At 75.6% G+C, this 13923-nt stretch carries 11 protein-coding genes; 6 read left to right on the forward strand and 5 right to left on the reverse strand.

What is annotated here, in order from left to right; translation table 11 throughout:
• The first annotated feature begins 146 nt into the window (after nt 1-146).
• The gene (locus IE106_RS11715) at nt 147-896 is read left to right on the forward strand and encodes an SDR family oxidoreductase (RefSeq protein ID WP_189532723.1); all 750 of its coding nucleotides are present in this window, start codon (nt 147-149) and stop codon (nt 894-896) included.
• An 18-nt stretch (nt 897-914) separates the two neighbouring features.
• Here IE106_RS11715 and IE106_RS11720 read toward each other — a convergent pair whose 3' ends face one another.
• Nucleotides 915-1508 carry a pentapeptide repeat-containing protein gene (locus tag IE106_RS11720; protein WP_189532725.1) on the reverse strand — a complete coding sequence of 198 codons (594 nt, stop codon included), beginning with the start codon at nt 1506-1508 and terminating at the stop codon, nt 915-917.
• 253 nt (nt 1509-1761) lie between these two features.
• Between IE106_RS11720 and afsR the strand changes: the two genes are divergently transcribed.
• Nucleotides 1762-4800, forward strand: coding sequence for an SARP-family global regulator AfsR (gene afsR, locus IE106_RS11725; protein WP_189532727.1), 3039 nt, complete (start codon nt 1762-1764; stop codon nt 4798-4800).
• Nucleotides 4801-5013: 213 nt separating this feature from the next.
• A complete protein-coding gene (locus IE106_RS11730) occupies nt 5014-5238 on the forward strand; it encodes a hypothetical protein (protein WP_189532730.1) in 225 nt (74 codons plus the stop codon).
• A 127-nt stretch (nt 5239-5365) separates the two neighbouring features.
• On the opposite strand, the gene IE106_RS11735 is transcribed toward IE106_RS11730, so the two are convergent.
• Nucleotides 5366-5875, reverse strand: a complete 510-nt coding sequence (locus tag IE106_RS11735; RefSeq protein WP_229840297.1) for a hypothetical protein — start codon at nt 5873-5875, stop codon at nt 5366-5368.
• Nucleotides 5876-6066: 191 nt separating this feature from the next.
• On the opposite strand from IE106_RS11735, the gene IE106_RS30280 reads away from it, so the two are divergent.
• Nucleotides 6067-6846 carry a hypothetical protein gene (locus IE106_RS30280; protein ID WP_229840298.1) on the forward strand — a complete coding sequence of 260 codons (780 nt, stop codon included), beginning with the start codon at nt 6067-6069 and terminating at the stop codon, nt 6844-6846.
• Nucleotides 6847-6912: 66 nt separating this feature from the next.
• On the opposite strand, the gene afsK is transcribed toward IE106_RS30280, so the two are convergent.
• Entirely contained in the window at nt 6913-9372 is a 2460-nt protein-coding gene (afsK, locus tag IE106_RS11745) for a protein serine/threonine kinase AfsK (RefSeq protein ID WP_189532733.1), read from the reverse strand.
• Between the two features lie 294 nt (nt 9373-9666).
• Nucleotides 9667-10494: an AfsK-binding protein KbpA gene (kbpA, locus tag IE106_RS11750; RefSeq protein WP_189532735.1), complete on the reverse strand. Its 828-nt coding sequence runs from the start codon at nt 10492-10494 to the stop codon at nt 9667-9669.
• 370 nt (nt 10495-10864) lie between these two features.
• On the opposite strand from kbpA, the gene IE106_RS11755 reads away from it, so the two are divergent.
• Both IE106_RS11755 and IE106_RS11760 read left to right on the forward strand, forming a co-directional pair.
• Nucleotides 10865-11512 carry a TetR family transcriptional regulator gene (locus IE106_RS11755; protein ID WP_189532737.1) on the forward strand — a complete coding sequence of 216 codons (648 nt, stop codon included), beginning with the start codon at nt 10865-10867 and terminating at the stop codon, nt 11510-11512.
• Nucleotides 11513-11686: 174 nt separating this feature from the next.
• Nucleotides 11687-12367, forward strand: a complete 681-nt coding sequence (locus tag IE106_RS11760) for a pyridoxine/pyridoxamine 5'-phosphate oxidase (RefSeq protein ID WP_189532739.1) — start codon at nt 11687-11689, stop codon at nt 12365-12367.
• A 167-nt stretch (nt 12368-12534) separates the two neighbouring features.
• Here IE106_RS11760 and IE106_RS11765 read toward each other — a convergent pair whose 3' ends face one another.
• Nucleotides 12535-13893, reverse strand: coding sequence for a COG1361 family protein (locus IE106_RS11765; protein WP_189532741.1), 1359 nt, complete (start codon nt 13891-13893; stop codon nt 12535-12537).
• Nucleotides 13894-13923 lie beyond the last annotated feature (30 nt).

The following is a 13923-nucleotide window of genomic DNA, read 5'->3' on the forward strand; positions in this document are numbered from 1 at the left end:
CATACGGCGGGCCCGGGGGCCCCGCACGTCCGCGGCCCCCGCCGGGGCGGGGCGGGCGGTTGCCGAAAACGGCCCCCCTGCCGGGGGACGGCCCCTAGATTCGGAGGCTCGCAACACCGCAGGGCATCGGACCGCAGGGAGGGAACATGGGCGTGTTACGGGGCAGGACCGCCGTCGTCACCGGAGGTTCGCGGGGGATCGGCCGGGGCATCGTGGAACGGCTCGCGGCGGACGGCGCGGAGGTCGTCTTCAACTACGCGCACGACCGGGAGGCCGCCGAGGACGTCGTGCGGGAGGTGAAGGCGGCGGGCGGCGCCGCCCGCGCGGTGCGCCTGGACCTGGCCGAGCCGGGCGCGGCGGAGGAGCTGATGCGCACGGCGGCGGAGGAGTCGGCGGCGGGCGAGGCGACCGTCCTGGTCAACAACGCGGCCGTCGGCTTCACCCCCACGCCGCTGGACGAGACGGGCGAGGAGCTGTTCGACCGGGCGCTCACGGTCAACGCGAAGGCGGCGTTCCTGACCGTCCGGCACGCGGCCCGGTTCATGCCGGAGGGCGGGCGGATCGTCAACGTCTCGACGCTCAACACGAGCCGCCCGGGACGCGGGATCGTGCCGTACATGATGAGCAAGGGCGCGCTGGAGCAGCTGACGGCGGCCGCCGCGGTGGAGCTGGGACCGCGGGGGATCACCGTCAACACGGTGTCGCCCGGCGCGACGGACACGGACCTCCTGCGCGGGACGAACCCGCCGGAGGCCCTGGACATGGCGGTCGGGCTCACCCCCCTGGGCCGCCTCGGCAAGCCGTCCGACGTGGCGGCCGTGGTGGCGTTCCTGGTGGGGCCGGACGGGGCCTGGGTCACCGGCCAGAACCTCCGGGCGACGGGCGGGCTCGGCTGACGGGGCGGGGCGCGCCGCTCAGCCGACCTCGTAGCCGAGGGCCGTCGCGAGGACCGCGGCCTGCTGCAGGTCGATGCGGGCGCCCGCCGCCTCCACCGTCCTCGGGTCGAGGGCGGACAGGTCGCTGCCGCGCAGGTCGGCGCGGCGCAGGAGGGCGCCCCGCAGCCGGGCGCCGGACAGGTCGCACCGGGTGACCACGGCCTCCTCCAGCCGCGCGCCCGCCAGGTCCGCCTCGCGGAGGCGGACGCCGTCCAGTTCGGCCCTGCGCAGGTCGGCGCCGGCCAGCCCGGCGTACGACCAGTCGCCGCCGTCCACCGCGAACAGGTTGAACGTCGACTCGTGGAACCGGCTGCCCAGCGCCTTGCACTGCTCGAAGCGCGCGTCGAAGAACACGCACCGGCGGAACGTGCAGTTCGTGAAGGCCGACCCGGTGTGCCGGGACGCGTTGAACCGCACGCCGGAGAAGGTGCAGCCGTCGAAGGACGCGCCCTCGCTGACGCCCTCCGTCCAGTCCGTGTCGTAGAAGGTGCACCCCGCGTACGCGTCGCCGGCGCCCAGCTCCCGCCCGTACCAGTCCTCGCCCCGTACGACGAGGTCGTGTGTGATCGGCATGCCCCGATCCAAGCGCACCCCACCGACATCCCCGCCGCCCGGCGCCTGCGGCCCGCCCCGGCCCGCGCGGCGGGGCACTCCCCCCCCCGCCCCCCACCACACCCCCACGGCGGCCGATATGGCGACACGTCACATGTGCCGGGGTCGTCTGATGTGTCACGGCCTCGTGCGGAGCGTCACCCGATGCTGACGCATCCGCCGTCGACAAGGCAGACTGTGAGCGGCGATACCAGCGGTACGGGCAGGGGGAGCTATGGACCGTGACAACGGGCCGCGAGTGCCGGAGCAGCGTGTTCCACGGCAGGCGCAGGTACCGGGCGGTCAGGCACCGGAAGACGGCCTGGCCCCCCGCGGGCACCGAACGGCCGCGGGAGGCGGGCCGGACGGCCGCGCCGACCTGCGCTTCGGGGTGCTCGGACCCGTGCGGGCCTGGCGGGACGGCGAGCCGCTCCCCTCGGGCTCACCGCAGCAGCGGGCCCTGCTCGCCGCGCTGCTGCTGCGCGAGGGCCGCACGGCGACGGCCGCCGAACTGATCGACGCCATCTGGGGCGAGGAGCCCCCGTCGCAGGCCCTCGCCGCGCTGCGCACGTACGCCTCCCGCCTCCGCAAGGTCCTCCCGCCGGACGTCCTGGTCAGCGAGTCGGGCGGGTACGCGATCCGGGGCGCGCCGGACGCCCTCGACCTGAACGTGGCGCAGGAGCTGGCCGCCGAGGCGGAGAAGGCCCGCGTGGCCGGGGACCGCGCGCAGGCCGTGGCGCTGATCAACAAGGCGCTGGGCCTGTGGGACGGCGAGCCCCTCGCCTCCGTGCCGGGGCCGTACGCGGAGACCCAGCGCGCCCGCCTGGAGGAGTGGCGGCTCCAGCTCATCGAGGGCCGCCTCGACCTGGACCTGGAGTGCGGCCACCACGCGGAGGCCGTGTCCGAGCTGACCGCGCTGACCGCCGCCCACCCGCTGCGCGAGCGGCTGCGGGAGCTGCTGATGCTCGCCCTGTACCGCAGCGGCCGCCAGGCCGAGGCCCTCGCCGTGTACGCCGACACGCGCCGCCTCCTCGCCGACGAACTGGGCGTCGACCCGCGCCCCGAGCTGTCCCGGCTCCAGCAGCGCATCCTGCGGGCCGACAGCGAACTGGCCCAGCCCGTCGAGCGGCCCGCCCCCGGCAAGGCGCCCGTCGCCCGGCCCGCCCAGCTGCCCGCCACGGTCCCCGACTTCACCGGCCGCGCCTCCTTCGTACGGGAGCTGGGCGACCTCCTCGTCACGGCCGAGGGCTCCGTCATGGCCGTGTCGGCGCTCGCGGGCATCGGCGGCGTCGGCAAGACGACGCTCGCCGTGCACGTGGCGCACCAGGCGCGCCCGCACTTCCCGGACGGCCAGCTGTACGTGGACCTGATGGGCGCCGGTTCCCGGGCCGTGGAGCCGGAGACCGTCCTGGGCTCCTTCCTGCGCGCGCTGGGCACGCCGGACGCGCAGGTCCCGGAGACCCTCGACGAGCGGGCCGCGCTGTACCGATCGACGCTCGCCGGGCGGCGCGTCCTGGTCCTGCTGGACAACGCCCGCGACGCCGCCCAGGTGCGGCCGCTGCTGCCGGGCACGGAGGGCTGCGCGGCGCTGGTCACCAGCCGCATCCGGATGCTCGACCTGGCCGGCGCGCACCTCGTCGACCTGGACGTGATGTCCCCGGACGAGGCGCTCCAGCTGTTCACCCGGATCGTGGGCGCCGAGCGGGTGCAGGCGGAGCGGGAGGCGGCGCTGGACGTGGTCGCGGCGTGCGGGTTCCTGCCGCTGGCGATCCGCATCGCCGCGTCCCGGCTGGCGGCGCGGCGCACCTGGACGGTGTCCGTCCTGGCGGCGAAGCTCGCCGACGAGCGGCGCCGCCTGGACGAGCTCCAGGCGGGCGACCTCGCGGTGAAGGCCACGTTCGAGTTGGGGTACGGACAGCTGGAGCCCGCGCAGGCCCGTGCGTTCCGCCTGCTGGGCCTCGCGGACGGCCCCGACATCTCGCTGGCGGCGGCCGCGGCCGTCCTGGACCTGCCGCCCCAGGAGACGGAGGACCTCCTGGAGAACCTGGTCGACGCGTCCCTCGTCGAGTCCGCCGCACCGGGCCGCTACCGGTTCCACGACCTGGTCCGCCTCTACGCGCGTGCCTGCGCCGAGCGCGACGAGCAGCCCCCGGCGGAACGCGAGGCGGCGCTGTCCCGCCTGCTGGACTTCTACCTGGCGACGGCGGCCCACGTGTACGCCATCGAACGCCCCGGGGACCGCCTGGTCGACCACCTGGAGCCGACCACGTACGGCGGCCTGGCCTTCACCGACCGGCACGCGGCGCAGGACTGGCTGTACCGGGAGGCCAACTGCGTGCTGGCGTGCGTCCGCCAGGCCACGACCAACGACGCGCCGGGCAGCCGCCTGCGCCGCGCGGTGGACCTGCTGTGGGCGGCGAAGGACCTGACGGAGTCCGGCGCGAACTCCCGGCAGTACGAGTCGGCGGCCCTCGCGGTGTGCGAGGCCGCCCACGCGGCGGGCGACGCCCGCACGGAGGGCCGCGCCCGGACGACGCTCGGCAACGTCCACCTGGTGGCGGGCCGCTACGACGAGGCCGACCGGGAGGCCCGCAACGCCCGCGACCTGGCGGTGGCGGCGGGCGACCCGGCACCGGTGTACTGGGCGGACAACGACCGGGGGATCATCGCCATCGTGCAGGGCCGGCACGAGGACGCCGAGGAGCACCTCGTACGGGCGACCGAGGGGTCGCGCGAGGTGGGCAACCTGTCCAGCGTCGCCACCGCCCTGTGCAACCTCTCCCGTGTGCACCTGCTGACCGGCCGCCCGACCAGCGCCATAGACCTGGCGCGGCAGGGCATCGAGATCTACGACCGGCTGGGGCTGACCCTGCGCCTGGCGAACGGCCGCTACGCGCTGGGCGTGGCCCTCACCCACGCGGACCGGCACGCGGAGGCCCTGGAGGAGTTCGCGGAGGCGCTGCGGATCTTCGCCAGGAACCGGCAGCGTCTCTGGGAGGGCGTGACCCACTTCCGGATCGCGGAGGCCCAGTTGAGGTCCCGCCACCCCGCGCGCGCCGCACAGCACGCCGAGCAGGCCCTGGCGCTGGGCTGCATCGGCGGGGACCAGATGCGGGGCAACGTCCTGGTGCTGCTGGGGAAGGCGCTGCGCGTCCTCGGGCAGACCGACCGCGCCCGCGCCTGCCTGCGGGAGGCGCTGGCCCTGTACGAGCAGCTGGGCGCGCCGGAGGCGGACGGCGTACGGGCCATGCTGACCCCGTCGGCGGCGGCCTGAGCGGTCCGGTGCGCCGGAAGGGCGGGCGTTCAGCATTCGTTTATGCGGGTCCGGCATCGTTCTCGGTACACGGTCCGTCGCGTCGGGGGGCAGACGGGCCGGGGAAGTGCCCACCGCTAAGGTGAGCGCTCCCTAGACGCCCGTTCGGCGGCCCTCGGGGGAGTCGCCGAGCGGGCGTCGTCGAGTCGACCGTCACAGGGGAGATGACGCGCCATGAGCAACAAGAAGCCCGAAGAGATCATCACGACGATGGACAACCACGTGCCCGCTCCTCCGCGGGACGGCATCGTGACCATGGACAACCACGTCCCGGCCCCGCCGAAGGACGGCGTCACCGTCGAGGACGTCCTCACCACCATGGACAACCACGTGCCGGCGCCGCCGCTGGACGGCATCGTGACCATGGACAACCACGTGCCGGCGCCGCCGATCAAGTAAGCCAACCCGACGGGGTGCGGCCGCGGCGGCGCGGAGGGGGGGCCGTCGCGGCCGCTGCACGTGTGCGGCCGCGCACGACGGTGGGGGCCGACCCGGACGGGTCGGCCCCCACCGTCGTGCCGTCCGCTCAGCTCATCGTGCGCTGCGCCCTGGTGACGACGCACGTGGTGTACTCGGCGCCGTTCTGCGTGCCCGTGTAGGCCGTGGTGGCCTCGGTGGTCTTCGAGCCGCTCGCCGGGACGACGAGGTCGTCGACGCGCGCGACGGCGTACGGCACGCTCGTGCCGGTGGCGCCCTTGAACTGGACCGTCGCGTCGTACTGGTAATCCAGCGAGCCGCCGTTGGTGACGGTGAGGCGCGCGACGAGGTTCTTGCCGGACGCGTCGAGCTTGCACTCGTCGATGCGGATGTCCCGCATGGCGGACGCGTCGGATCCCGAGCCGCCGGGCACGGAGACCCCGCCGCCGGAACCGTTGCCGTCGGTGTCCTGGTGGCCGCCGGAGCCGGAGCCGCCGGAGCTGCTGCTGGAGCTGCCGCCGGAGCCGGAACCGCTGCAGCTGCCGCCGCCCGAGCCCCGCGCGCCGGTCAGGGCGACCAGGACGACGCCGAAGACGGCCACCGCGCGAACATGACGCATTTTCACGTTTCAACCCCCGTTGAAAATGGAAGAATAAAGGGCTCGTTCTGACGAGCGCACGTCACCCTAGCAGCGGAGGGGCCCGGCGTTCACCGCCGCCGCGGGATTTCCCCGGCCGGGGGCGGGTACCCGATCGGGGGACCGGACCCGGGCCTGACCGGTCCGGCTCCCGGAGCCGAGGGAGGCCGAGGATGATCCGCAACGTCATCGGCGCCGTCCTGGCCCTGGTGGGGTCGGTGGCCGCCGTCTGGAGCCCCTTCCGCGCCTGGTACGACGGGCGCCTGGGCCGGCACTACGAGATCGACGACCTGTTCGGCGGCATCACCTCCGGCCGGGCCGACCTGTGGACGTCGCTGCTCCTGCCGATGGCCTTCGCCGCGCTGCTCGCCCTGGTGGGGCTGGTGCTGCGGTCCCGGGCGGTGGTGGCGCTCGCGGGGGTGGCCGTGCTGGGGTTCACCGTGCTGTGGATGGTGCGGCAGGGCCAGGCCGAGGGAAGCCTCACGGTGAGCGGTGACGGCAGGGGCCTGGGGCCGGGCACCGGACTGGCGCTCGGCGGCGGGCTGCTGTTGCTGCTGGCCGCGGTGGTCATGGCGGGGCGGCGGCGCGGCCGCATGCTGGGAGGGCACGACACGGCGTACGCGGCCGGGGAGGGCCGGCGGCGAGGAGCGCGGCGGGACCCGGTCCCGGGGCCCGACGACCCCGCCTACCCGGGTCACCCGGACGACACGTCCGCGCACCGGCCCCCGGGGGCGCACCAGGAGCCCTCCTATCAGGACCCGTACCAGGAGCCCCACCACGGGCCGTACCAGGACCCGTACCAGGACCCCCACCAGGGGCCGTACCAGCAGCCCCACCAGGATCCGTACCAGGACCCGTACCAGGAGCCCCGCCGGGACCCGCACGCGCAGGACACCCGGACGCACCGGCACCCATACGGCCGGGGAGGCCACCCGGACGACCGCCCCTCCTAGCCCCGGGCGGCCGTGCGTCCGGGCCGCCCGGCGGCCGGGACCGGGTGGGCGGTCACGGGCGGGCGGTCACCGGGCCGGGGACGGGCGGGGGCCCGTCGCGGTGCCCTTCTGGGCGTCCAGGGCGTAGACGCAGCGGTCCTTGCTGCACGCGTACACGACGCCCGCGCGGGCCACGGGCGAGCCCGTGATCTCACCGCCCGTCGTCAGCTTCCACCGCAGCTGCCCGCCCGCCGCGTCCAGCGTGTACAGCACGTGGTCCGCCGAGCCGAAGTGCAGCCGCCCCTCCGCCACCGCGGGCGCGCCGACGATCTCGCCGCCCGCCGCGAACCGCCACTTCGGCGTCCCGGTGACCGCGTCCAGCGTGTACATGGCGCTCCCGCTGCCGACGTGGACGTTCCCGTCCACGACGAGGACCGGCTCGACCGACTGCCGGGCCTCCGTCGCGATGCGCCACCGGTCCTTGCCGGTCGTCGCGTCGAGGGCGTACACCGTGCCGAGGTAGTCGGCGAGGTACACCCCGCCGCCGGTCACCGAGGGCCCCGGCGCGAAGGCGGGCGGCGACAGGAAGACCGCGGGCGCCTCGAAGTGCCAGCGGACGTGGCCGGACAGGACGTCGACGGACAGGACCCGCGTCCCGGCGACGACGTACGCGTAGCCGTCCTCCGCGGGGGTGACCCGCACGGGCACGCCGCCGCAGGACGCCGCGTCGCCGATGGGGTACGACCAGCGCTCGGTGCCGGTGCGGGCGTCGAGGGCGCGGAGCCGGGCGTCCTGCCACACGTACACGGTGTCGCCGTGGACGGCGGGCCCCGCCTCGGGGGTCTCGAAGTCGGTCTGCGCGCCGGTCAGCTCCCACAGCTTGGCGCCGTTGGAGGCCTCCCAGCCCTGGACGCCGCCGCCGCGCGTGCCGGTGACGACGGTGCCCCGGTCGACCTTGAGCGAGTACACCCACGCGTCGGTCTGGAGCCGCCACAGCTCGCCCGCGTCGACGGCGTCCAGCGCGTACAGCGTGGGCCCGTCGGAGGCGTGGATGCGGCCGGCGGCGACGGCCATGGACCAGGCGACGTCGCGGGTCTTGAACTGGCGGCGGCCGGTCGCCACGTCGAGGGCGTGGACCTCGAAGGAGGTGACGTAGAGGAGGTCGCCGTCGACGACGGGCGTGCCCCACACGTCGTTCGACATGCGGAACCGCCAGGGGCGCCAGTGCCCGGGCGCGGGTGCGGACGCGGCGACGGTCGGGCCGCCGTCCGTGCCGTTCGGCTGGGAGGGCACGCCGGGGACGGGGCCGGGGAGGGGGCGGCCGGTGGGCGGCGGGGCGTCCGCGCCGGTCAGCCCGGCGGGCGGGCGGATCCAGCCGGTGGCGGGACCGGCGGGGTCGGGCGCGGCGGCGGAACGGCCGTCGACGCGGCGGGGGCCGGGGCCGATGGGCACCTTCGCGCCGGGGAGCCGGACGGGCGCGCCGCCGTGCGGGGCGGGGCCGTGCGGGGCCGGGCCGTGACCGGTGCGGGGGTCGCCGCCGCGCCAGGCGGCGTCCCAGTCCTGGCCGGGCGCGGGCGCGCCCGGGGCGGGGCCGCCGTGCGGCGGGCCGGGCGGGGGCCCGGGCGGGGCGGGCGGGGGCGGCGGCGGGGTGGAGGGGCGGCCGCCGCGCCGCCGCTCGATCATGGCGGTGGCCGGCCCGGGCAGCCACGCCGACGCCGTGCCGCTGTCGTCGCCGCCGGCGAAGAGGTGCGGGGCGAGCTGGGCCTGGAGGTCCGCCGGGGTGGGGCGGAGCGTCGGGTCCATCTGCATGCAGGAGTCGATCAGGGGGCGCAGCTCGTCGGGCAGCCCCTCCAGGTCGGGGCCCTCGCGCAGCAGCATGAAGACGGTCTCGACGGGGTTGGCGCCGTGGAACGGCGCGTGCCCGGTCGCGGCGAACACCAGCGTGGAGCCCAGCGAGAAGACGTCACTCGCACCGGTGACGCTGCGGGAGTCGCGCGCCTGCTCGGGCGACATGTACGCGGGCGTTCCGACGGCGACGTTGGTCATCGTCAGCCGGGTGTTGGAGACGCCGGACGCGATGCCGAAGTCGATGACGCGCGGTCCGTCCTCGACGACGAGGACGTTGGACGGCTTCAGGTCGCGGTGCACGAGGCCCGCGCCGTGGATGGACTGGAGGGCCTCGGCGACGCCGGCGGCCAGCCAGCGCACGGCGGGCGCGGGCAGCGGCCCGCACTCGTTCACTATCTCCTCGAGGGACGGCGCCGGGACGTACGCGGTGGCCAGCCACGGCACGGCGGCGCGCGGGTCGGCGTCGACGACGGCGGCCGTGTAGAAACCGGACACGGCCCGCGCGGCCTCGACCTCCCGCGTGAAGCGGACGCGGAACAGCTGGTCCTCGGCGAGCTCGGTCCGTACGGTCTTGATCGCCACGCGGCGGCCGGACGCCGACCGCGCGAGATAGACCAGGCCCATGCCGCCGGCGCCGAGCCGGCCCAGCACCTCGAACGGGCCGATCCGTCTCGGGTCGTGCTGCGTCAGCTGCTCCACTTGCCTGCCACCTCCCCGTCAGGGCCATGGGGGTACGACCCTGTGCACCCTGATTCTTCCTGTCCGGGGCGGTGGTTGCGAACCCGGGGGCGGATCGGGGTGTCTCACCCGTAAGGGGACACTCGTGTGAGGGACGCCGGAGTGGCGGGTCGACGGGATCCGACGATTTCCGGCCACCGTCGGTCACCACCCGTCACCCACCGGGGAGCCCGGACCGGCCGCCGGGGGCGGCTCGGGGCGGGGCCCGATGGGGCGGGGCCCGATGGGGCGGGGCCCGGCGGGGCGGGTGGGGGCTCAGGCGGCCTTGGGTTCGGCCAGCACGGCGAAGGCGGCGCCCTGGTCGTCGGCGAGGAGCGCGATCCGCCCGTACGGGGTGTCGAACGGGTCCTCGGTGACGCGGCCGCCGAGGCGGACGGCGGCGGCCACCGTCTCGTCGCAGTCGGCGACGGCGAAGTACACCAGGAAGTGGGCCGGCATCTCGGCGGGGAACGCCTCGCCGATCACGCTGCGCCCGCCGATCGCGTCGGCGTCGGTGGGCTCGCCGGCACCGGCCGGCGACCAGACGCGGAAGTCGGCGGACGGGTCGTCGAGGTCGCGGGTGCGGTAGCCGAAGACGGTCGCGTAGAAGGCGTCGACGGCCTCCTTGTCGCGGGCCCGGGTGTACACCTCGGTCCAGCAGTACGAGCCGGGCAGGCCCTCCTTCTCGAAGCCGGGGTGCTCCTCGGCCTGCCAGATCCCGAAGACGGCCCCGCCGGGGTCGGCGGCGAGCGCGGTGATGCCGGCGGCGCCGACCCGCATGGGCTCGGTGATGATCTGCCCGCCGGCCTCCCGGACCCGGGCGGCGAGGGCGACGGCGTCGGCGGTGGCCAGGTAGACGCCCCAGGCGGTGGGCATGCGGCCGTCCCGTTTGGGGGCCAGCCCGGCGACGCGCAGGCCGTCGCTGAACGCGGTGGCGTACGGGCCGTAGGTCTCGCCGCTGCCGGCGAAGGTCCAGCCGAACAGTCCGCCGTAGAAGCGCTTGCCCGCCTCCAGGTCCGGGAGCAGCACGTCCGCCCAGCACGGCGTGCCCTCCGGCCTCTCCTCCGGGGGGCCTCCCGGCGTGCGTTCCGCGGTCGCGGCCATGGGCGTGGTTCCTTCCCTGTGCACGGACGCGCACGGGCCGTGCGTGCCCGTCACGGTCACGCTAGTGCCGGTGCGGGCCCGCCGCAGGGGGAGCAGGGCCGGACGGGAAGTTGTCCACCGAAGTTTTCCACAGGCTGTTGATAATCATCCTGCACGAAAAGACGCGGAGACGGGCGGGGCGAAGGGGGGCGAAAGGCGCGGCCGGGAAGCCGGTGGCGGCCGGGGAACTGCCGCCGATTCCGCGGCGGGCGTTCCCGGAGCCCTTCTCCGTACACCTCGGAAAACCCGTCCGGAACAGCCCGCGCACGGCCTCGCACCCATTTGCAGTCGGCCGAATCGCGCGCCGAACACCCCTCGGTAAGCTGACGGCATGACAGGACAAGTACGCACCGTCGACGGCCGCGTGGCCGGTCGGCGCGGCCAGGCGACGCGGCAGAAGCTGCTCGACTGCCTCAGCGAGATGCTCAGCTCCTCGCCGTACCGGGACGTCAAAGTCATCGACGTGGCCCGGAAGGCGGGCACTTCACCTGCGACCTTCTATCAGTATTTCCCGGACGTCGAGGGCGCCGTTCTCGAGATCGCCGAGGAAATGGCCAAGGATGGCGCAGGATTGACCGAATTGGTGTCGGACCGCTCCTGGGTCGGCAAGGCCGCGAAGCAGGCGTCGGAGGAGCTCGTCGAGGGCTTCCTCGACTTCTGGCGGCGCCACGACGCGATCCTGCGCGTCGTCGACCTCGGGGCCGCCGAGGGCGACAAGCGGTTCTACAAGATCCGCATGAGGATCCTCGGCTCGGTCACCGGCTCCCTCACGGACGCGGTGAAGGAGCTCCAGGCCAAGGGCCGGGTCGACAAGGACGTGAACCCCGCCGCGATGGCCGGCGCGCTGGTGACGATGCTGGCGTCGGTGGCGTCGCACCAGAAGGGTTTCCAGACGTGGGGCGTCAAGCAGGCCGAACTCCGGCCCAACCTGGCGCTGTTGGTCCACCTCGGCATCACGGGCAAGAAGCCGGCGAAGTAGGGGCGCGCACCGAACGCCCCCGCACGGCCCCCTCCCCCGCGCTCCGGCGCACCCCGCCCGCCCCGGGCACGGCACGTCCTGTCACGCCGGTGGCGGCGCGTCCCGCGACGACCGCCGCCGGCACCCCCCGTGCCCGGGCCCGGACGCCCTCCCCGCCCGGCGGATGATGGCTTCATGACGCACGGCACCCACGGCACCCACGCCGCCTTCGAGTCGGCGCTCCACGCCCTGCGGGTGTGGGACGCCGACCTGCCCGTCTTCGACCCGTCGACCGCCCCGGACGACCCGCTGGACCTGTTCCGCACGTGGTTCCTCGACGCGGCCCGGGCGGGCCAGCCGGAGCCGCACACCACCCAGCTCGCCACGGCCGACGAGGACGGGCGCCCCGACGTGCGGACGGTGATGCTGCACGGCGCCGACGGGCGCGGCTGGCGGTTCGCCACGCACTCCACCAGCGCGAAGGGCCGGCAGCTGGCCGCCCGCCCGTACGCGGCGCTGCACTTCTACTGGCCGCTGCGGGGCCGCCAGGTCCGCCTGCGCGGCCCCGTCGCCCCGGGCACGCCCGAGGAGGCGTACGCCGACCTCCACGCCCGTTCGACGGGCGCCCTGGCGGCGGCGCTGACCGGCCGCCAGAGCGAACCGCTCGCGTCCACCGAGGCCCTGGCGGAGGCGAGCGAGAGGGCCTGGGCGCGCGCCGGGGCGGAGCCCACGGCGCACGCGCCGACCTGGACGGTGTACCACCTGGCGCCGGAGGAGGCGGAGTTCTTCCAGGGCGACGCCCACCGCCGCCACGTCCGCCTGCGCTACCACCGCGCGCCGGACGGCCCGTGGACCCGGGGCCTGCTCTGGCCCTGACCCGCCGGGAAGACCACGCCCGGGGCCTCCCGGAAAGACCGTGCCCGGGACCTCCCGGGAAGACCGTGCCCGAGGCCGCCGGGGAGGCCGCGGGCCGGCCCGGTGCACCGGCCGCGGACCGGCCCGGCGACCTCCCGCGGTTCCTCCCCCGGGGGCGTTCCCGCCGGTCAGCCTGCCGCGTTGAGGACGAGCTTCGCGGTGTCGTTCTTGCTGTCCGGGTCGTTCGGACGGGCCTCGCCCCACCCGTTGCGCAGCGTCAGCGTGCCGGTGGCGTCCGGCACGACCGTGTCGACGCGCAGGGTGAACGGGAGGGTCACCGTCTGCTTCTCACCGACCCAGACGGGCAGGTCGCACCGGTAGCGCGGGGCTCCGGACGTCCCCTCGTACCAGCTGCCGTCCAGCGTCAGCCCGAAGCAGTTCTCCGGCGCCCGCGTCACGGTCGCGCCCCGCGGGACGACGAAGTCGACCAGGCCGACGGGCTCGCCGGAACGCAGGTTCGCGACCCACGCCGGGCCCCTGTTGCGGAACGTCAGGTCGGCCCGGACGGTCTCGCCGGCGGCGGCGGTCAGGTCGGCGCCCCGCACGGAGAAGTCGCTGGTGTTGGCCACCTTGACCGCCCCGTACAGGCCGTTGTCGCCCGGGGCCAGGTCCTGGACGCCGCCGCCGGGCTCGACGGTGAGGTCGAGGCGCTCGTGGAACGCGTACGGGGCGGCGGTCGCCGTCAGCGTCCGGGGCAGCGTGAAGGTGCCGCCGGGCCGGACGACGTCGTCGAAGGCGCAGTCGACCCGGCTGATCGGGACGTACCCGTCGGTCTCGTCGAGCGGCGTGGTCGTGCAGTGCGGGTCCACGGTGCCGACGTCGAGGCCGCGCGTGACGTACAGGGTGACGCGCAGGCCGTGCGCCGCCTCGCCGCCCGTGTTGACGACGCTGAACGGCACGGACACGGTGCCGCCCGGCTGGATCTGCCCGTCCGGCACGGTGCCCCGCACGACGAGGTCCGGGCCGGAGCCGACCGTGACGGGGGTCTCGGCCTCGTGCGCGACGAGCTCGCCGACGCCGGGCTGATCGGTCGCGGCGCGCCCCGTGTACGTGATGCGGCCGGTCGCCCCGACCGCCGCGCCCGCCGCGGCGCGGACCTGCAGGCGCACCCGCTCGCCGACCTCGCCCGACAGGGCCACCTCGGGCACGGTGCACACGGCGGTCGTCCCACTGGGCGCGCAGTTCTCGGGCCAGGTCACCTCGGCGACACCGGCGAGGCCGGACACGTCGACGGTGATCCGGCCGTCGGTGACGGCGAAGTTGACGTTGTCGTGCGACAGGCCGACCGCCACCTCCCGCTCCTGCCCGGCCTCGCCGCCGGTCCCGACGGGCACGGCCGCCTCGTATGGCGCGGCGCTGATCCACAGCTGGTCGGTCTGGGGCTCGTCGGCGAACGCGGGCGCCGCGGTCCCGGCGCCCACCACACCGGCGACGACGGCGACGCACAGGCCGCGCGCGAGGGCACGCGCGGGGAAGGACTGGTTCATGGACGTGGGCCTTTCTGTTCATCGGGCAAT

The sequence above is a fragment of the Streptomyces roseolilacinus genome, assembly GCF_014649335.1.
Classification (GTDB): domain Bacteria; phylum Actinomycetota; class Actinomycetes; order Streptomycetales; family Streptomycetaceae; genus Streptomyces; species Streptomyces roseolilacinus.